This window comes from Lutimonas sp. (genome assembly GCF_051011215.1).
Classification (GTDB): Bacteria; Bacteroidota; Bacteroidia; order Flavobacteriales; family Flavobacteriaceae; genus Lutimonas.
Genome location: NZ_JBPCUJ010000118.1, coordinates 1 through 20,081 on the forward strand (window position 1 = coordinate 1; position 20,081 = coordinate 20,081).

Here is a 20,081-nt window from a genome sequence, read left to right on the forward strand (position 1 = left end):
GAGTAACGGTGCCAAAGAAATGTTGGATGGTATGGGATTGAAGGAGGTTCAGGTTGAAGATTATTTGAACAAGGACTTTAATGAACCTGTCTATTGTCAAATAGATGTGCTCGATTACAACTATCGAATGGACGAATCGGTTCATGATATGTTTGACTTTTTTGCCCACCCGGAGGCATATGCCAGTGACTTTTACCGTTTCGCCAGAGTGAGTGAAATATATATTGCAGGACATTTTTATGCCTCTGGCGCTCCCTATCTCTTTACCCGTGATGATGCCAGGAAAGAAGACTTTAAGATTCAGGTGGTCGCTGATATTAGTTGTGATATTGATGGCCCGGTGGCCTCAACGCTGAGGGCATCTACGATTGCAGATCCGATTTATGGATATGATCCTAAAAAAGAAGTCGAAACTGATTTTAAGGATGCGGGAGCCATTGCTGTTATGGCAGTAGATAATCTGCCCAATGAACTGCCAAGAGATGCGTCTCAGGGCTTCAGTGAAAAATTTGTTACCCATGTGATTCCGGCCTTTTTTAATGGAGATAAAGACGGGATATTACAAAGAGCCAGAATGACGCAAAACGGGAAACTCACAGAACGCTATCGTTATTTACAGGATTTTGTGGATGGCAATGAATTTTAGCGATGACTTGAAGGTTTGATTCTGATAAGGATTCCGAAGGCTACAGGAAGAATTCCAAAAACCAAGATTAATAACTCCCAATGCCACTTTTGTAAGAAAATGGCAGCAATACCTATGATGAGAATAGTAATACCTAGTCGTAATAATCTACTGGTAACAAACCTGTTGAGGTTTAATAAAATCAGGCCATAGAGCATCATAGATACCGGGGCTATCAAATGAATATAATCGCCTGTAATTAAGAAAAAGATGATCAATAAACCGATAAAGCAAGGGATGAGCAAATTGAATCTTTTTTTAAAGCTGAGTTCTTGTTTTGATCTTTTCACTAAAATAAAGCTTGTTAGCAGCGTTATTAATAAGGTGATGACAGCCAGGCCGAATAAAAGAAACTGGAAAAAATTAATGGGTAACACATTTAATCCTGCAGCGGAATTAACATAATTCGAGAACATTAGTTTTCCTAAAAGCAATGCTAAAATGGAATAAACGCCAGCATAAATAAAGATTTTGGAACGGTAGTTCATGAGAATAGATTACTGCTAAAAAGTAAGAAATTAATTCCATTTTTCATCTATATAAAATTTGATTTTTTTTTAAAATCATCTAAAAACACCGTCTTACTTGACTTACAAAATGAATAAAAAATGTTAACCATGTTTTGTTAATAATTATTAAAAATGCTTGAAATTAAACTTGTGTTTTGTGTTAATTTTAAATCCCCGATCAAACACAAATTACATTTACAATTATGGTAGAAGAAAAAGTTTCAAAAGGAGTGTACAACTATGAACAAGTGTTAAGTAGTTCATTATCATACTTTAAAGGTGATGAGCTTGCTGCAACTACGTGGATTAACAAATATGCTGTCAAAAAGAGTGATGGTACATATTCTGAATTGACGCCTGATGATATGCATCAAAGAATGGCAAAGGAATTTGGCCGTGTAGAAGCGCGTTATAACAAAATAAAAACTACCAAAGAAGGTCTTTCTGTGTATGGTAAAGGCAGAAAGAAATTAAATGAAAAAGCCATTTATGGTTTGTTCAAAGATTTTAAATATGTAATTCCTCAGGGGAGTGTTATGTTTGGTTTAGGAAATCATGAAATTATTGCTTCTCTTTCAAATTGTGTGGTAATCCCACCTGTTTTTGATTCTTATGGAGGGATCTTTTATACGGATCAGCAAATGGCACAATTGTTTAAGAGACGTTGTGGTGTTGGAGTAGACCTTTCTGAATTAAGACCAAAAGATGCGAAAGTTTCGAATGCAGCAGGTTCTACCACAGGTGCGGTATCATTTATGAATCGTTTTTCGGGGACAACAAGAGAAGTAGCTCAAAATGGACGCCGTGGAGCTTTAATGCTCACCATGGATATTGCACATCCGGATATAGAAGAATTTATCACTATCAAACAGGACCTTACCAAGGTAACAGGTGCTAATATTTCAGTGAGACTTTCTGACGAATTCATGCAGGCTGTTGAGAATAAAGAAAGCTATACGCTAAGATGGCCAATTGAGTCAAAAGACCCGAAATATACCAAAGAGGTAGATGCCCAGCAGTTGTGGGATACCATCATAAAAAGTGCGCACAACACAGCAGAGCCAGGGCTTATTTTCTGGGACAGACAGCACAATTATTCTACGTCTTCATTGTACCCGGGCTTTAAGAATTCTTCTACCAACCCATGTTCGGAAATAGCGATGCAAGGTGGAGATAGCTGCAGGTTGATTGCTGTGAATCTTTTCAGTTTTGTTGAGAACCCGTTTACTGAAGAGGCACGATTTGACCACAAGAAGTTTTATGAGGTAGTGTATGAAAGTCAGCGATTAATGGATGATCTGGTAGATCTTGAATTGGAGGCAGTTGATAAAATCTTAGATAAAATTGATGGTGATCCTGAGCCGGATAATATTAAACAGAATGAAATAGAAACCTGGAAATTACTACAGGAAACGGGCAGAAAAGGACGAAGAACCGGTTTAGGTTTTACGGCTTTGGCTGATGCTATGGCGGCACTGGGATTGAAATTTGATTCGTCAGAAGCGATTGCGGAGGTAGACAAGGTGATGAAAACGAAAATATCGGCTGAGTTTGACAGTAGTATTGACATGGCTATTGAAAGAGGTCAATTTGAAGTATTTAACCGAACTGTTGAAGACACCTCTGAGTTTGTTCAAATGCTGAAAGCGGAATTTCCAGACATGTATGAGCGTATGATGGACCATGGGCGTAGAAATATTTCAATAAGTACGGTTGCTCCGACAGGCTCTTTAAGTATGTTGGCACAGGTTTCATCTGGAATTGAACCCGTATTTATGACGTCTTATAAAAGAAGAAGAAAAATTAACCAGGATGATAAAAACGCAAAGGTTGATTTTGTGGATGACTTAGGGGATGCTTTTGAAGAGTTTACAGTATATCATAAGAAAGTGGAAGAATGGATGAAGGTAACCGGAGAAACAGATATGGCGAAAAGCCCATATACCGGTGCGACGGCTGCAGAAATCGATTGGGAAAAAAGAGTCGAGATGCAGGCACTTGTTCAAAAATATACCACTCACTCCATCAGTTCAACCATCAATCTGGCTTCAGATGTAACCACAGATTTGGTAGGAGATATCTATATGGATTCATGGAAAAAAGGATTGAAGGGAATTACGGTGTACAGAGATGGCTCTAGAAGTGGAATTTTAATCTCGGATGATAAGAAAGAAGAAAAGGATGTAGATTATAAGAAAGAAGTTGAATTTACCAAAAGACCTAAGAAAATTGAGGCTGAAATTGTTCGTTTCCACAATGAATCTGAAAAATGGCTGGCAGTTGTCGGACTCATTGATGACAGACCTTATGAAATCTTTACAGGAAAAATGAAAGATGCTTTTAACTTGCCACAATGGTTAGAAAAAGGATGGGTAATTAAAAATCGTGATGAAAATGGAGACGCCCGTTATGATTTCCAATATTTGGATAAAGAAGGCTATAAAATTACGATTGAAGGCTTGTCTAGATCTTTCGACAAAGAATTCTGGAATTATGCAAAACTGATTTCTGGTATTTTACGTCACAAGATGCCGATGAACTATGTTGTTGATTTGATTCAGAATCTGAATATGTATGATGATCATATCAATACCTGGAAAAATGGTGTTGCAAGGGCATTAAAAAGATATGTTCCCGACGGAACTGCGGCAGCTGATAAAAAATGTAATGAATGTGGTGACCCTGAGGGTGTGATCTATTCGGAAGGTTGTTTAAAATGTGTAAGTTGCGGTCATTCTAAGTGTGGGTAGAATGATGTTCTCGTTCCTTCACTTAAGTCACCCTTTCATTTAAATGAAGGGGTGGCTTTTTTTTATTCAAATGTCAAATTCAGAAAGATTCCTCTGGTACCCAAAAAGTCTACAGGACCCGTCCAGGGGCTCGAATATTGAGGATAGTCAATTGGGTTTGTATCTTCTACCAATTCGTTGTTCATGGCGAAAATTCCTCTTATGGAAGGAGTAAATTTAAAGAAGTACATATAAAAATCGACTCCAAATCCTACTTCATACATAAAGTTATGAGCTGTCATTCTGAATTCACTTTCAAAATTGTCCTTTCCGTTCTTTTCGTTACTCGAGAAATTATAGTCATATGAAACCCCGCCAATAATATAGGGTCTGATATTGTTCAGTCGGTTGGTGCTAAATTTTAACAATAGCGGTAAATGTAAATAAGTACCTGCCACCTCTCTTACCGGATTGTCCGTAGAGCTTCCATAAATTGGAATTCCATTGGGTGCTGCATCAAGATTGGCATCATAAAAGGTCAATGTTTTGGCATTAGACATCAAACCTGGTTCAAACCTCAGATTGATATTATTATGAAGTCTGTAGTCGATCACAAAGCCAATATTAAAGCCCAAAGAGGCATCTGTTTCCAGGAACATGTCCTGTTCTGGGGTAGGATTTACCGGTGAATTCGGGTCAAGCCCACTCTGATCGTGGTAATTGATCTCAAAACTATTGTTATTGATCCCGAGGTAATAGCCAAAATGGATTTTCCTCTTGTCAAAATTAGGTAAATACTCTATTCGTTCCTTTTGAGCCATTGCCGAAGGAAGTGTAAGAAATAAGATAAGACCTACTATAATGAATTGCCTGTTCATAGCTTTATTTAATTGCATGATAAATGGTAGCGACGCCGAGGGTTTGAGGGTATACTTTAGAACTATTAAACCCTGTTTTTAGCAAAATATTGTTGAACGTCTCTCCAAAAGGAAAAGCAGCGGCCGATTCCGGTAAATAATCATAGGCTTTTTTATCTTTTGAAAAGAGCTTTCCAACTGTTGGGATGATATACTTTGAATAGAACTGGAAGCCCTGTTTTACAGGGAATTTACTGGGTTGAGAGGTCTCTAGAACTGATAGTGAACCACCCGGTTTTAAAACCCGTAGAATTTCCTTTAAACCAAGCTCTAAATTTTCAAAATTTCGCACTCCAAAAGCGACCGTAATTGCGTCAAAGGTTTCGTCTTCAAATGGCAACTTTTCGGAATCACCAATAATCATGTCAATCCTATCATGCAAGCCTTCGTCTTTCACTTTCTGCTTTCCGATATCTAACATGCCAGGAGAGATATCAAGACCTGTAACATCATCTATCCCTGCTTTGGCAAGCATGATCGCTAAATCACCTGTTCCCGTGGCAATATCCATCACTTTCTGGGCCTTGCCAGCCTTGACAAGTTCCACGACATGCTTTCTCCAGCTAATGTCTATTCCAAAGGTTAATACCCTGTTGAGAAAGTCATAATTGGAGGAAACCTTGTCAAACATTTCGGTTACCTGCTCTTTTTTTCCAAGCTCAGAATCCTTGTATGGCGTCACGTTTTTTGACATCGCAAAATTTTGCGTAAAGATAGGGATTCAAAATACAAATCACATCATTGGTCTAAAAAAGCAATTTAATTTGCAAAACACTTGACAAAGGGTAGTTTCAGATTGTATATTTGCAGGCATTTTAATCAAAAAAACAACTATGAAGTTATCTAATTTCCAATATGAATTGCCTGAAGGACTCTTGGCAGAATACCCATCTGAGCACAGAGATGAAGCCAAATTGATGGTTCTTAACAGAAAAGAAGACACCATTGAACACAAAGCCTTTAAAGACCTGGTAGATTATTTTGACACCAATGATATTTTGGTCTTTAACAATACCAAAGTATTTCCGGCTCGTTTATATGGAAATAAAGAAAAGACTGGAGCAAGAATTGAAGTTTTCCTATTGAGAGAATTGAATGCAGAAAGCAGGTTATGGGATGTATTGGTTGATCCTGCCAGAAAGATCAGAATTGGGAACAAATTATTTTTTGGTGAAGACAGTGGGTTGGTAGCTGAGGTAATTGATAACACGACTTCAAGAGGAAGAACACTAAGATTTTTGTACGATGGTTCGTATGAAGAGTTCAGGAAGAAACTAAATGAAATGGGTCAGACGCCCCTTCCAAAGTATATCAAGAGAGACGTTGAAGAATCTGATGAGGAAAGATATCAGACCATTTATGCAAAACACGAAGGAGCTGTGGCAGCGCCAACAGCTGGCCTGCACTTTTCTAAGCATCTATTAAAAAGACTTGAAATCAAAGGAGTTGATTTAAAGGAACTGACCTTACATGTAGGGCTCGGTACGTTTAACCCGGTTGAGGTTGAAGACCTTTCAAAACACAGAATGGACTCTGAGGAGGTTTTTATTCCGGATACGACTGCTGATTCAGTGAATGAAGCCATTGATAATAAAAGAAGAGTATGTGCCGTAGGAACCACAGTAATGCGATCTATGGAGAGTTCTGTGTCTGCAGACGGTCATCTAAAACCATTCGAAGGATGGACTAATAAATTTATTTTTCCTCCCTATGAATTCAGCATTGCCAATTGTATGATTACAAATTTCCATACTCCTAAATCAACCTTGATGATGATGACTTCCGCTTTTGCCGGACATGACCTGCTTAAAAAGGCCTACAAGGAAGCCATTGATAATGACTATAAATTCTACTCATATGGCGATGCCATGTTGATTATATAATTGAGAGAAAATTGATTTAAACGTCCGTTCGGCCACTTTCTGATTGGTTGTCGGACGTTTTTTTTACCATATGAGCGAAAAAAAAGACATAAGATCCTTATCCAAAGAAAGCCTGAGAGAATTTTTTCTTGAACATAATCAAAAAGCCTTTAGAGGAAATCAGGTTTATGAATGGTTATGGCATAAAGGAGCGCATGACTTTGACAGCATGACCAATATCTCGAAAGAGACAAGGCAGTTTTTAGATACGCATTTTGTGATCAATCATATTGAGGTCGATGATATGCAGCAATCTTCAGATGGGACTATAAAAAATGCGATTAAATTACACGACGGACTTATCGTCGAATCAGTCTTTATTCCCACGCCTACCAGAACGACGGCCTGTGTATCGAGTCAGGTAGGATGTAGTTTGAATTGTACCTTTTGCGCCACGGCGCGATTGAAGAAAATGAGGAATTTGAATCCTGATGAAATATATGACCAGGTGGTGGCCATTGACAGACAAAGCAGGGTATATAAAGGACATAAGCTAAACAACATTGTCTTTATGGGTATGGGAGAACCTTTGCTCAATTATAAGAATGTACTTAAGTCCATAGAAATGATTACCTCTGAGGAAGGATTAGGTATGTCACCTCGGAGAATAACGCTTTCAACGGTAGGACTTCATAAAATGATCATGAAATTGGCGGATGACGGAGTAAAGTTTAATCTGGCAGTATCGCTGCACTCTGCAATCGATGAGGTCAGGTCAAAGATGATGCCTATCAATGATAAATCTACTTTAAATGACCTGCTGCATTCTCTGCAATACTGGTATGCCAAGACCGGTAAAGTGATCACGTTTGAATATGTGGTGTGGAAAGGAATCAATGACAAGAAAAAAGATATTGATGCTCTGGTAGCCTATTGTAAAAAGGTGCCATCAAAAGTAAACCTGATAGAATATAATGCGATCGAAGAAGATGGTTTTGAACAGGCAGATCCTGCAGCTATTGCTTATTATCAGCGAGAATTAGATAGGAATGGCATCACAGTCAACATCAGGCATAGTCGTGGAAAAGACATCGACGCTGCCTGTGGTCAGCTCGCCAATAAGACGACGGCTTAAAATTTAAATTCAACTCCTATAGGACAATGATCGCTGTGTTTTGCTTCGGGTAAAATAAAGGAGCGTGAAATATGTTCCTGCAAAGGTGCACTGGCCATGCAGTAGTCAATCCTCCAACCCTTATTATTGTTCCTTGCATTGGCTCTGTAACTCCACCAACTGTAATTATGAGGTTCCTTATTTAAAAATCGGAAAGTATCAATAAATCCACTGTCAATAAATTCACCAATCCATTTACGCTCAACAGGAAGAAAACCGGAAGTATTTTTATTCTGTTTCGGATTGTGAATATCAATTTCTTCATGACAAATATTATAATCGCCGCAGATCAACAGATTTGGAGTCTCTTGCGTTAATTCGTTCACATACTCTTGAAACTCATCCATGTAATTTAATTTGAAATCCAGCCTCGCGCTATTGGTTCCTGACGGCAGGTATAAGCTCATCACAGATAACTGATCAAAATCCAGACGAAGGTTTCTACCCTCAAAATCCATGGTCTCAATACCTGTTCCATACACGACATTATTAGGTTTTATCTTGGATAATATGGCCACTCCGCTGTAGCCTTTCTTTTGGGCTGAGTACCAATAGTTATAGCTATAGCCAGCAGCTTCAAAAAGTGTCAGATCAAGTTGTTCTTTCTGAGCCTTTGTTTCCTGAATGCAGATTACATCCGGATTGGCCGCCTGAAGCCATTCAATAAAACCTTTTTTTATGGCGGCGCGGATTCCATTAACATTATAGGATAGTATTTTCATAAGTTCTAATTGACGGTGTTAAATATGGTAAATAAAAGAGAATCAGTTTTCAGAATCTAGGAATTGATCTCGCAGTTTTCTCCTCATCACTTTTCCAGAAGCAGTTCGGGGTAAATTTTCTATTTCGATTAGTTTTTCAATTTTAAAAAGAGGGTTTAATCGTTCTCTAATTATGAGTTTAGCTTTTTTTAATTTCTCATCATCAGTTAAACGCAGAGTATTGCCAACGGCGTAAATGACCAATTGAGAAGGGCCTCCGTTTTTTGGAGAAATTGCGATGGCGGCACTTTCTTTTATAAAATCAAGTTGGTTTATTACTTCTTCTATCTGAATGGAACTCACTTTGATCCCACCAAGATTCATGGCATCATCCGCTCTACCCTGGGCTTTAAAATAACCATTTTCAAGACGGATTAATTCATCTCCATGCTTGCGTAACACCTTCCTTTCATAGGTAGGAACTCCTTTGAAATAAACCTCATGGTGATCTCTGTTTAAGAGTGAATTAGAGAGTCCCATAATGGGAGGGATCAGAAACATTTCTCCTTGGTCTGTTAGTGCTCCTTCTTCATCCAGTAAAATAAACTCCCCTCCAAGCGCCTGGCTTGAAAAGGTGCTGGCAACATTAGGTTGCACCACAGTACTGGTCACATAGCCTCCTCCAATCTCGGTACCTCCGCAATATTCTATGACAGGTTTGTTGTCAGCCAAAGCCATCAGGTATTCCATTTCCTCAGGGTTTGATGCCTCCCCGGTAGAACTAAAGCAATTGATATTGGACCAGTCAAAGACTTCCATTGTCTTTGAGTTTTTCCATTGTCGTACAATACTCGGCACAACACCAAGCATATTTACACCAGCTTCCTGGACAAAAGCACCAAATTCACTGCCCATGGGAGCGCCATAATACAGCGCCATAGAGCCCCTGTTGATCAGGCTGGCGAAAATGAGCCAGGGACCCATCATCCAGCCCAAATTGGTGGGCCAGCAAACCACATCGTTTTTTTGAATATTATGATGATAATAGCCATCAGAAGCGCATTTTATGGGTGTGGAATGTGTCCATGGAATGGCCTTAGGTTCTCCGGTTGTACCCGACGAAAACAGAATGGTGATCATCTCTTCAGGAGATTGACTAACAGTTGTAAAAAGATCATTTTCAGATAAGAACTCTGAAAAATAGCAATCGCCTTCTCTGAGAGGAATGTTGTCTTGATCAGCACTGATAACAACAGTTCTCGGAGCTCCTGCTTCAAGTATTTTATGATACAGTGGCAGTTTTTTACCCGCCCGTAGCAAGACATCCTGTGTAAACAAAAGCGCTGGTTTTGTAATTTTTAATCGAATGGCAATTTCATTTTGACTAAAACTGTCAGCGATGGTGACAACGGTAATTCCCGCTTTTATTGCCGCTAAATAAATAGCCACGGCTTCAAGAGTCATGGGCATATCAATAGCGATATGATCCCCTTGTTTTAGGCCAAAATCAACAAGACTGTTGGCAATTCTATTGACATATGTTTTAAGACCTGCCTGGGTAAGTTTTGAGATTTTCCCACCTTCTTTCTGATAAATAACAGCGATAGCATCCTCGTCATTTTGAAAACAGGAATCTACGATATTGAGCCTGGCTCCTTTGAGCCATGACGCCTTTTCAACTCCCTTGGAAATATCCAAAATTGATTCATAGGGATTGTCAAAATGAATGTTGAGGTTTTGAACCGTCTGTTTCCAGAAATCTTCTTTGTGGGAAGCAGACCACTTCCAAAAATCCATATAAGCATCAAAACCATTTGCCAGCATCATCTGATAGATATTGCTGTTTTCAACTACTTCAGCTTCTGGTTGCCATGATGCTGTCATAAGATTAGAAATCTATTTCTTCGTTCAAGTCTGGTTTTTGTTCTTCCTCTCCTCCTTCTTCTTCGTTTTTTACAACCCTGCCGCAATCAACATTGATGGTCAGGTCTTCGGGAATTTCAAAATCTTCCGTACTGATGTTTAAATCCTCGTTTTCATAATTTCGTTTCATATACAGGGCCCAGATAGGTAAGGCCATAGAAGCTCCCTGTCCTCTGGTAATATCTACGAAGTGAACGGCACGGTCTTCAGCTCCTACCCACACACCAGTGGATAAATTTGGTACAAGACCGATAAACCAACCGTCGGACTGGTTTTGTGTGGTCCCTGTTTTCCCTGCGATCGCATTCGTAAATTGATATGGATATCCGGTAACTACTTTGTCAGGATATTTCCCTCCTGAAGTTCTCAACCTGACCCCAGAGCCATATCGGGTTACCCCTTCCATTAAATTGATGGTGGTATAAGCGATACTTTCACTCAAAACCTCCCTGGTTTCAGGAGTGAATTCTTCCAAAATGGTTCCATTTTTGTCTTCAATTCGAAGAATCATCATGGGTTTAACATACATTCCTTTATTCGCAAAAGTGTTCAGCGCTCCTACCATTTCGTAGAGACTAAGATCAACCGTTCCCAACGCCACAGAAGGTACTGCTGGAATATCTGTTTCAACTCCTAGATTTTTAGCCATTTTAACCACGTTTTGAGGCGTAGTTTGATCAATTAAATTTGCTGATATTACATTTATGGAGTTGGCCAGGGCATTTTTCAAGGTCCTTAAGCCTCCGTATTCATCGCCAGAATTTCTAGGTGTCCAATCTTCATCCAAATGATATTTTCCGGCAGGAATGGTATAGGGCGTATTCGGAAATTCATCACAAGGAGATAATCCTAATTGATTGATTGCAGTAGCGTACACAAAAGGTTTGAAAGTAGAGCCTACCTGTCTTTTACCTTGTTTTACATGATCATATTGAAAATGTTTATAATCGATTCCCCCCACCCAGGCTTTTACATGACCCGTAGTCGGATCTGTCGATAAAAGGCCTGATTGCAGGATATGTTTATTGTATCTGATAGAATCATAGGGTGTTAAGACCGTATCAATATCTCCTTTCCAGGAAAATATCTTCATAGGAGTTTCCAGGAAGAAGGATTCTTTAATTTCCTTTTCTGAAGCGCCGTTCTTTTTCATTTTTCTCCATCGATCGCTTCGTTTCATGGCAGAAAGCATGGTACTTTCGATCTGAGACTTTTCAAGATCGTAGAAAGGAGCCGTTTTATTCTTTTTTTGTTGTTTAAAAAAGACTCTTTGAAGGTTGCTCATATGCTCTGTCATGGCTTCTTCAGCATTCTGTTGTAATCTGGAATCAAGTGTCACATAGATTTTTAAACCATCACGATAGATATTATAACTCTCTCCATTTGATTTTGGATTTTCTTTCATCCATTTTCTCATGAATTCACGAACATATTCTCTGAAATAGGTCGCTGTTCCATCGCTATGGCCTTCCAGGTTGATGTCCAATTCAAGGGGTAATTGTTGAAGAGAATCTTTTTCTTTTTCAGTCAAAAATTCATTTCTAACCATTTGACCTAACACCACATTTCTTCTTTGAGTGACCATTTCTGCTCTACGCATCGGATTATATAAGGAAGAGTTTTTAAGCATCCCAACCAGCATGGCAGATTCTTCAACCGTCATTTCGTTGGGTTCTTTTCCAAAATGAATCCTGCTGGCAGATCTGATTCCAACAGCATTGTGGCCAAAATCATATTTATTAAAATACATGGTGATGATCTCATTTTTGGTATACTGTGTTTCAAGTCTTATGGCAATCACCCATTCTTTCACTTTTTGAATCAGCCTTTTCGCTATGTTCCCCGAAGCCTGTTTGGTGAACAACATTTTCGCCAGCTGTTGCGTAATAGTACTTGCTCCACCATCTCTACCTAATTTGATCGCAGCCCTTGCAGTTCCTTGAAAATCTATTCCGGAATGTTCATAAAATCTTTCATCTTCCGTTGCTATCAATGCTTCAATCAGGTTATCAGGTAATTCGCTGAATTTAACCGGAGTTCGGTTTTCTCTGTAGTATTTTCCAAGAGTTTCGCCATCAATCGATATTACTTCAGTAGCGAGATTGTTTTCAGGATTTTCCAGCTCTTCAAAGGTTGGAAGTGTACCAAAAACACCTAATGCAGCCAGCATGAAGATCAAAAAGACTGAGATCAAACCTCCTAGGAATAATCTCCAGATCCATTTGGTGAATTTACTCATACCTGGTTTTTGACTTTTTTTAGCCATCAATTTAATTTTTCAATTTGTAATCCAACGTCTGTTATCCCATCTAAGGCGGTGAGGCCTTCTATATCGCGTGTTTTTCTCATTGCCTGCTGCACTGAGATATCATAATCGCCCACCAGGGAGAAGGTAACATTGGTCTTATATTCTAATTTATTCTCTTTAATATCCGTCATGCCCGTTCCAAGATACCTGCCTTCAGGACTCGTCATTTCATATTCAAGCGTGTCTACGATCTGGTAGTTATTCGGAAATTTGATACCAACAATCAGGAATAAGTTACTAAACTCATAGTCCTTGTTGTTCCGTAAAGTGACATAGAGGTTATTTTTAGCTATTGTATCAACTGAGTTGACCGTGAAATTTATGATGGAATCCTTATGCCATTCACTTGATTCAATCGGCTGGTATTGATTGTAAATTAAATTATTGGTACAAGACATCGTATAATTCATAACGATACAAACCAAAAATAGTTTAATGCAACCAATACCTATCTTCTTCATTTGAATTTTCATTATTAATTGTTCTTTTTTTGAAGATTCTTTCTGTTGTTTTTAGAATTACGGTGGCGGTTGTTTTTGTTCCTCTTTCTCTTTTTCTTGAATTTCGGTTTGTCAAATCTTGTAAGACTGTCCTGACCAACAACATCTGTAAAGTTGGATGTTTCAATTTTTTCAAACTCCAGTTCTGAGGCATATTCTTCTAAGCTTGTAGCTTTTTTATTTTGCTTGTTCAGCAGAATAATCTGGTTGGTTTGCTCAACAGTTAATTTATGCCAGGAGATAGGGTTTTCCTTGTAAGCATACCAGATCCAGCCTTTGAAAATATCCATTTTTTGAAAAACTGCCGGACCTCTTTCTGTTTGAAGCCAGGTATTTGGCTTAGGAAACGTTTTGAGGGCATCCATATACGAATCGAGCTCGTAGTTTAAACAGCATTTTAATTTTCCGCACTGACCTGCCAATTTTTGAGGATTTAAAGACAATTGCTGATAACGTGCGGCAGATGTACTAACCGATCGGAAGTCAGTTAACCAGGTAGAACAGCACAATTCTCTTCCACAAGAACCGATGCCTCCTAATCGAGCGGCTTCCTGTCGAAGACCCACCTGTTTCATTTCAACACGTAAACTAAATGTACCGGCTAATTCTCTGATCAATTGACGAAAATCTACACGATCATCAGCGGTGTAATAGAAGGTGGCTTTGTTTCCATCTCCCTGGTATTCAACATCAGAGAGTTTCATTTTCAGCCCTAAACGGCTAATAATAAGACGTGATTTTCTTTGAACCTCTTTTTCTTTGTTTCTGGCGGTTGTCCAGATTTCAATATCTTTTTGGGTCGCCTTTCTGTAAATTTGTTTGATATTCTCGTTGTTCTCAGAAATCCTTTTTTTACGCATTTGAACTTTTACAAGTTCGCCTGACAGGGAAACGACACCAATATCATGTCCGGGAGAAGTTTCCACAGCAATGACCTCACCAATACAAATTTGAAGTTCTTTGGAATTACGGTAATACCCTTTTCGACCGTTTTTAAACCTGACTTCCACAATGTCAAAAGGCTTTTGACCATTTGGGAGTGACATGTTTGAAAGCCAGTCAAAAACATTCATTTTATCGCAGCTTCCAGATGCACATGCACCATTATTTTTACACCCCAGGGGTAGTCCATCTATAGAGGATGAGCACGAATTACAGCCCATAATATGTTTATATTTTGAATTGAGAATCAGTAATTACCTGATATTTAACTATTCCACACTTCATAAAAACCTTTGTCAAAGGCGATTTCGATACAGGTAAAATCTCAATATAAGTTCGAAAAAATTTAGGTAAATATACTCAATAATGATAAACTAAAAACATGGTACCAGATTATTAGCTGAAGGAATTATTTTTCCTTGACACTTATGATGTTTACAGGGCAGGCTTCTTTGGCTTTTACGGCATCTTCAAGAATTGACATGTCTGGAGATTTAATGGTAAAAAACCCTTTTTTATCGCTTGAATGCAGTAAGACAGATTTACCGTCTTTTTTAGACATTTGAAATTGTTTTGGCGCCAGTTCAACACAATAATTGCAACCAATACATTTTTTTCTTTGTAAAGTAATGATAACCATGTGCTGTAATTGTTCTCGTTATTTTGAACCCGGTCATTCTTATTTTAGAGACCAGGGCGATTCTGATTTTTTGCAAAAATAGGTTTTTTTACACAATCCGAAGCTTTGAAAATAGTGGTTCTTTCTCCCTGTAAATCCTAAGTTTTTGTTTTCTTTGTATTCTAAGATTTATAAGGATGCTTTTTTCTGACATCATTGGGCAAGAACAAATCAAACATCATTTGGTGCGGACGGTGGAGAATTCACGAATTCCCCACGCCCAATTATTTATTGCACCTACGGGTAGCGGGGCATTGCCGCTGGTAATTGCCTATGCCCAATATATTTTATGTCAGAATCAGGGAGGAGAAAATAATACGGGTGATGCTGCCTGTAATTTGAAGTTTGACAAACTCATGCATCCCGACCTGCATTTTGCCTTTCCCGTGACCACCAACGAAAAGGTTAAAAAACATCCTACGAGTAATTCCTTTCACTCAGAATGGAGGCAGTTTGTAGAGGAAACGCCTTATGGCAGTTTATTCAACTGGTATCAGTTATTGGGTATTGAAAATAAACAAGGGCAGATAGGGGTAGACGAAGCAGAAGAAATTGTTAAGAAATTGATTTTGAAACCTTATGAAGGAGGCTATAAGGTGATGATCATCTGGATGGCAGATAAAATGAATACTTCTGCAGCGAATAAATTATTGAAGCTAATTGAAGAACCGCCGGAAAAAACCTTGTTTTTGCTCATTGCTGAGAATGAAGAGTTGATCATCAAAACCATCTTATCGAGATGTCAGGTGCTTCACATGCAACCATTAAGTGAACAGAATATTATTGATAATTTAACCGGACAACACGGTCTGGATGAAAATCAGGCCATTAAAATAGCCCATCAATGCAACGGGAACTGGAACAAGGCCCTTCACTTGTTAAGACATGATGACAATGAACTGGCTTTTGAGAAATGGTTTATTGCCTGGATCCGTTTTGCATTTAAGGCGAAAGGAGATGCCAGTGTAGTTCAGGACCTCATTAAATGGAGTGAAGAGATTGCAAAAACAGGCAGGGAAACTCAAAAACGTTTCTTAAAATACTGCTCGCATTTTTTCAGGCAGGCAATGCTCACGAATTATAATGCGAGATCTTTGGTATTCTTCGAGTCGCATGAGCGTAATTTCGATCTTGAAAAATTTGCACCTTTTGTTCATGGAGCAAATATTGAAGATATTAATCAGGCAATCGAAGATGCGATGTACCATATTGAAAGAAATGGAAACGCAAAAATCATACTTCTGGATCTTTCCATGCAGCTCACAAGATACCTTCATCAAAAAGAGGAAAAGTAATTTATTGCTGAGGCAGCACGTATAAAAAGACAGCCATAAAATGGCAAAAACTTCCGAGAAGTACAAAAACATGAAATATGGCATGGTTAAAGCGTATCCCTTTGTATGCATAAAAAAAAGCGCCGATACTATAGGCCAATCCACCGCCAAATAGCCAGAGTAATCCAGGTGTAGGGAAACTTTCTATCAGCGGCTTGATCGCAAATATGATGACCCATCCCATCAAAACGTAAGCTATGGTCGAGAGTTTATCGTATTTCCCAAAATAAAAAACCTTAAAAATAATGCCGGCCAAAGCAAGCCCCCAGGAAACTCCAAAAATGGTCCAGCCTACCCAGCCTTTTAAAACTACCAATGAAAAGGGCGTGTAGGTTCCTGCAATCAGCACATAGATGGCCGAATGATCCAGAATATTAAGTTTGAGTCGGATATCAGGATTTTTGGCGTAATGATACAAGGTAGAAGCTGCATATAATACAATGAGACTGGATCCAAAAATGGCAAAACTTGTAATGTGTTTGGCAGTGCCGTGTTTAGAAGCAGCAACGACCAAAATCACCAAGGCTGCAATACTTAATAGAAAACCGATTCCATGTGTAATGACGTTTAAGGTTTCCTCTTTGCTGTCATAAAAATTCTCATTCTTTTCCATGGAATCAAAATTAATAAAATTGCCACTACCTTGTATTTTATATTGGTGTAATTATATAAATGAGTTAAAAATTTTTCAGTAAATTTAAAGGAAATTAACGAACTAAACTTTTGATTATGAGCTTTATCTATTACATTATTATTGGTGCTATCGCTGGCTGGCTGGCTGGAAAAATTATGAAAGGTGGGGGCTTTGGACTCCTGATGAACATGGTGTTGGGTATTATTGGTGGTGTAGTCGGTGGCTGGGTATTTGGTCTGCTAGGATTGAGTGCTGAAGGAGGAACCATAGGCTCCCTTGTTACTTCTGTGGTTGGAGCTGTTTTAATATTATATGTAGGCCGTTTGATTAAAAAATGATGAATTCTCCTACATTTATTTTTAGGATGTGATTCACGATAGAACTTATGCCGATATCTTTATGATTTCAGGCTTATTTCCTTATTTTTGCCATTGAATTTTTAACCAGAGAGATGTCAAGAATACTTACAGGAGTCCAAAGTACCGGAACCCCTCATTTAGGAAATATGTTGGGTGCGATCATCCCGGCAATTCGTATGTCCAAAGATTCAAATGAAGAATCATTTTTATTTATTGCAGACCTTCATTCTTTAACGCAGATAAAAGATGCCAAAGAATTAAGACAAAACACGTATAGTACGGCTGCCACTTGGCTTGCTTTTGGAGTAGATGTTGAAAAGACGGTTTTTTACAGACAAAGTGATGTTCCTCAGGTGACAGAATTATCCTGGTATTTAAGTTGTTTTTATCCTTATCAACGACTGACCCTGGCACATAGCTTTAAGGACAAAGCTGACAGGCTTGAAGATGTGAATTCCGGACTTTTTTCGTATCCTATGTTAATGGCTGCAGATATCTTATTGTATGATGCGGATGTGGTTCCAGTAGGGAAGGATCAATTACAACACCTCGAAATGTCCAGAGATGTAGCCAATAGATTTAACCATCAAATGGGTGAAACCTTGGTGCCGCCTCAGGCAAAAATTCAGGAGAACACCATGTACGTTCCCGGAACAGATGGCGAGAAGATGAGTAAGTCCAAGGGAAATATCATTGATATTTTCTTGGCGGATAAGGCCCTGAGAAAGCAGATCATGAAGATAAAGACGGATTCTACGCCGATGGAAGATCCAAAAGATCCAGATACATGTAATCTTTTTGCCTTGTATAGATTAATTGCCAGTCCTGAGCAGATTGAAGAAATGAGGGCAAACTATACGGGTGGTAATTACGGCTATGGGCATGCCAAGCAGGCATTCTATGAGTTGTTGATCGAAACATTTAAAGTAGAGCGTGAGAAGTACCATTACTATATGGATCATTTGGATGAAGTAGATCAGATTTTGAAGCAAGGAGCAGCCAAGGCTCATAAAGTTGCCGACCAGGTTTTAGAACGGGTCCGACGTAAACTGGGGTATTAAAAAAATACAGTCTTAAGATGAAAAGAAAAGTCATTTCTTCTGGTTCTTCATTTGAAGATAAAATTGGATACTCACGAGCTGTTGTTGTTGGAGATATGGTTTTTGTATCCGGAACTACCGGGTACAACTATGCCAACATGGAAATTTCAGATGATATCGTCGAACAAACAGAACAGTGTATCAAGAATATTGAAAAGGCCTTGTTAGAAGCGGATGCATCATTGGCCGATATTGTTCGTCTCACGTATATTCTTCCTCAAGCTGATCAGTTTGAACATTGCTGGCCTGTCTTAAAAAAATATTTTGGCGGTATTAAACCTGCAGCAACGATGATCTCTGCCGGATTGGCTGATGAGAAAATGAAGATTGAAATAGAAGCCACAGCGGTTAAAACCAGCTAGTTTTTTGATTTAGCGAAATTGTTATTGCAGCTCAAGCACAATGATGGTATCAATGGGGTCCATCTGATCAGCCGGTACCGAAAACGTCAGGCCGAATTCATTTACAGCGTGATTGACTTTTTTTCCACTGCTGTAAAAGTGCATCTTTTTTATTTTTTCACTAAAATGCGGAATTAAATAACTGTCTTTTTTATCGTTCAGCAGATGAAGATATACAAGTTCATCCTTTTGCGTCGATACCATCGATTCGCTGGGTGAAACCGGACCTTGCCGCGTTCCATAGATTGTTTCACCATTTTGATCGAGCCATGTACCAATGGCCTTTAAGGATTTCTTGTGTTCAGATTGAATTTCTCCGTTCGGCATGGGCCCAACATTTAATAATAAATTACTGCCATACCCAGCGGCATTCACCAAATATTGAATCAGTTCTTTATCGGATTTATGTTTTTTGTCTTGTAAGTTGAATCCCCAGGAACCATTAATTGTTTCACAAACTTCTTTGGGTAATGCTCCTATATCAGTTGAGCTTGTTCCCCAGCCCGTGGTGTTTTTCCCGGGAAGGTCCTTTTCAAACATTTGAAAATCTTCACCGGCAATGGGTGCAATATGATGGTTGTTTCCAATAAGACATTGAGGTTGTAATTGATGGATCAAGGTATAAATTTCATCATAATGCCAATCTACCTGAACCTGACCAAACTTTTTTCCGTCCCATTCCTTTTGATCCCAGTGACCGTCAAACCAGATGCCGGCAATATCTCCATAATTTGTTAAGAGTTCCGTCAGCTGAGTTTTCATAAAAGCAATGTATTGATCCCAATCTCCGGTCTCAGCACGTCCTTTAATTCCGGTACCTGTTCTTCCTTTGGGGAAGTAGTCATCATGCCGCCAATCGAGCAGGGAATAATAGAAGAATAATTTGATGCCTTCTTTTTCGCAAGCCTCTGCAAGACTTTTTAAAACATCTTTTTTATAGGAGGTTCTCTCCATAATGTTATAATCAGAAGCCTTGGTGTCAAACATGGAAAATCCGTCATGATGCCTGCTGGTAATTGTAATATATTTCATACCGGCTTCCTTTGCCATAGCCACCCATTCTTCGGGCTTATAATCTATTGGGTTAAAAAAAGCAGGTATTTTGTCATAGCTATCCACCGAAATATTTTGGTTGTTCATCACCCATTCTCCATCCCCAAGAACACTGTAGACACCCCAATGAATGAATAATCCAAATTTCGCATCTTCAAACCATTGCCTGGCTTCAAGATTCTCTTCCGTTGGAACATAATTCTTCTGGGCAAGAAGGGGATGCATACTCAGTGAAATCAAAAGGATGATGATTCTAATTTTCATAGGGGCT

The 20,081-nt window shown here is 38.8% G+C and carries 18 protein-coding genes and 1 pseudogene; 8 read left to right on the forward strand and 11 right to left on the reverse strand.

What is annotated here, in order from left to right; genetic code table 11:
* Window positions 1-646, forward strand: a pseudogene (locus ACR2MV_RS11070) (alanine dehydrogenase); the annotation flags it as partial.
* On the opposite strand, the gene ACR2MV_RS11075 reads toward ACR2MV_RS11070, so the two are convergent.
* Window positions 643-1,173 carry a hypothetical protein gene (locus ACR2MV_RS11075; protein ID WP_434021978.1) on the reverse strand — a complete coding sequence of 177 codons (531 nt, stop codon included), beginning with the start codon at window positions 1,171-1,173 and terminating at the stop codon, window positions 643-645. The pseudogene ACR2MV_RS11070 and the gene ACR2MV_RS11075 sit on opposite strands and share 4 nt — an antisense overlap.
* A gap of 224 nt (window positions 1,174-1,397) precedes the next feature.
* Between ACR2MV_RS11075 and ACR2MV_RS11080 the strand changes: the two genes are divergently transcribed.
* Window positions 1,398-3,944, forward strand: a complete 2,547-nt coding sequence (locus ACR2MV_RS11080) for an adenosylcobalamin-dependent ribonucleoside-diphosphate reductase (protein ID WP_434021979.1) — start codon at window positions 1,398-1,400, stop codon at window positions 3,942-3,944.
* 62 nt (window positions 3,945-4,006) lie between these two features.
* Here ACR2MV_RS11080 and ACR2MV_RS11085 read toward each other — a convergent pair whose 3' ends face one another.
* Window positions 4,007-4,819, reverse strand: coding sequence for a porin family protein (locus ACR2MV_RS11085; RefSeq protein WP_434021980.1), 813 nt, complete (start codon window positions 4,817-4,819; stop codon window positions 4,007-4,009).
* Window positions 4,806-5,534 carry a bifunctional demethylmenaquinone methyltransferase/2-methoxy-6-polyprenyl-1,4-benzoquinol methylase UbiE gene (gene ubiE, locus ACR2MV_RS11090; protein ID WP_434021981.1) on the reverse strand — a complete coding sequence of 243 codons (729 nt, stop codon included), beginning with the start codon at window positions 5,532-5,534 and terminating at the stop codon, window positions 4,806-4,808. The genes ACR2MV_RS11085 and ubiE overlap by 14 nt, the downstream gene beginning before the upstream one ends.
* 139 nt (window positions 5,535-5,673) lie before the next feature.
* Here ubiE and queA point away from each other — a divergent pair, with 139 nt between their 5' ends.
* Complete coding sequence (queA, locus tag ACR2MV_RS11095; protein ID WP_434021982.1) at window positions 5,674-6,723, forward strand: tRNA preQ1(34) S-adenosylmethionine ribosyltransferase-isomerase QueA; 1,050 nt, start codon at window positions 5,674-5,676, stop codon at window positions 6,721-6,723.
* 70 nt (window positions 6,724-6,793) lie between these two features.
* Window positions 6,794-7,837, forward strand: coding sequence for a 23S rRNA (adenine(2503)-C(2))-methyltransferase RlmN (gene rlmN, locus ACR2MV_RS11100; protein ID WP_434021983.1), 1,044 nt, complete (start codon window positions 6,794-6,796; stop codon window positions 7,835-7,837).
* On the opposite strand, the gene ACR2MV_RS11105 is transcribed toward rlmN, so the two are convergent.
* The 6 genes from ACR2MV_RS11105 to ACR2MV_RS11130 form a co-directional block, all read right to left on the reverse strand.
* The gene (locus ACR2MV_RS11105; protein WP_434021984.1) at window positions 7,834-8,598 is read right to left on the reverse strand and encodes an exodeoxyribonuclease III; all 765 of its coding nucleotides are present in this window, start codon (window positions 8,596-8,598) and stop codon (window positions 7,834-7,836) included. The genes rlmN and ACR2MV_RS11105 overlap by 4 nt on opposite strands.
* A 42-nt stretch (window positions 8,599-8,640) precedes the next feature.
* A complete protein-coding gene (locus ACR2MV_RS11110) occupies window positions 8,641-10,461 on the reverse strand; it encodes an AMP-binding protein (protein WP_434021985.1) in 1,821 nt (606 codons plus the stop codon).
* Between the two features lie 4 nt (window positions 10,462-10,465).
* The gene (locus ACR2MV_RS11115; protein WP_434021986.1) at window positions 10,466-12,766 is read right to left on the reverse strand and encodes a penicillin-binding protein 1A; all 2,301 of its coding nucleotides are present in this window, start codon (window positions 12,764-12,766) and stop codon (window positions 10,466-10,468) included.
* Window positions 12,766-13,269, reverse strand: coding sequence for a gliding motility lipoprotein GldH (locus ACR2MV_RS11120; RefSeq protein ID WP_434021987.1), 504 nt, complete (start codon window positions 13,267-13,269; stop codon window positions 12,766-12,768). Before ACR2MV_RS11120 ends, ACR2MV_RS11115 begins: the two co-directional genes overlap by 1 nt.
* Before the next feature lie 14 nt (window positions 13,270-13,283).
* A complete protein-coding gene (locus ACR2MV_RS11125; RefSeq protein WP_434021988.1) occupies window positions 13,284-14,471 on the reverse strand; it encodes a PSP1 domain-containing protein in 1,188 nt (395 codons plus the stop codon).
* Between the two features lie 188 nt (window positions 14,472-14,659).
* The gene (locus ACR2MV_RS11130; RefSeq protein WP_434021989.1) at window positions 14,660-14,890 is read right to left on the reverse strand and encodes a ferredoxin; all 231 of its coding nucleotides are present in this window, start codon (window positions 14,888-14,890) and stop codon (window positions 14,660-14,662) included.
* Window positions 14,891-15,066: 176 nt separating this feature from the next.
* Between ACR2MV_RS11130 and ACR2MV_RS11135 the strand changes: the two genes are divergently transcribed.
* Complete coding sequence (locus tag ACR2MV_RS11135; protein WP_434021990.1) at window positions 15,067-16,224, forward strand: ATP-binding protein; 1,158 nt, start codon at window positions 15,067-15,069, stop codon at window positions 16,222-16,224.
* Between the two features lies 1 nt (window position 16,225).
* Here ACR2MV_RS11135 and trhA read toward each other — a convergent pair whose 3' ends face one another.
* Window positions 16,226-16,876: a PAQR family membrane homeostasis protein TrhA gene (trhA, locus tag ACR2MV_RS11140; protein ID WP_434021991.1), complete on the reverse strand. Its 651-nt coding sequence runs from the start codon at window positions 16,874-16,876 to the stop codon at window positions 16,226-16,228.
* A 116-nt stretch (window positions 16,877-16,992) separates the two neighbouring features.
* On the opposite strand from trhA, the gene ACR2MV_RS11145 reads away from it, so the two are divergent.
* From ACR2MV_RS11145 to ACR2MV_RS11155, 3 genes are all read left to right on the forward strand, one after another.
* Window positions 16,993-17,235: a GlsB/YeaQ/YmgE family stress response membrane protein gene (locus ACR2MV_RS11145; protein ID WP_434021992.1), complete on the forward strand. Its 243-nt coding sequence runs from the start codon at window positions 16,993-16,995 to the stop codon at window positions 17,233-17,235.
* A 113-nt stretch (window positions 17,236-17,348) separates the two neighbouring features.
* The gene (trpS, locus tag ACR2MV_RS11150; RefSeq protein ID WP_434021993.1) at window positions 17,349-18,317 is read left to right on the forward strand and encodes a tryptophan--tRNA ligase; all 969 of its coding nucleotides are present in this window, start codon (window positions 17,349-17,351) and stop codon (window positions 18,315-18,317) included.
* Window positions 18,318-18,334: 17 nt separating this feature from the next.
* Window positions 18,335-18,718 (forward strand): RidA family protein, encoded by a 384-nt coding sequence (locus tag ACR2MV_RS11155; RefSeq protein ID WP_434021994.1) that lies wholly within the window; start codon window positions 18,335-18,337, stop codon window positions 18,716-18,718.
* Between the two features lie 21 nt (window positions 18,719-18,739).
* Here ACR2MV_RS11155 and ACR2MV_RS11160 read toward each other — a convergent pair whose 3' ends face one another.
* The gene (locus ACR2MV_RS11160) at window positions 18,740-20,074 is read right to left on the reverse strand and encodes an alpha-L-fucosidase (RefSeq protein ID WP_434021995.1); all 1,335 of its coding nucleotides are present in this window, start codon (window positions 20,072-20,074) and stop codon (window positions 18,740-18,742) included.
* Window positions 20,075-20,081 lie beyond the last annotated feature (7 nt).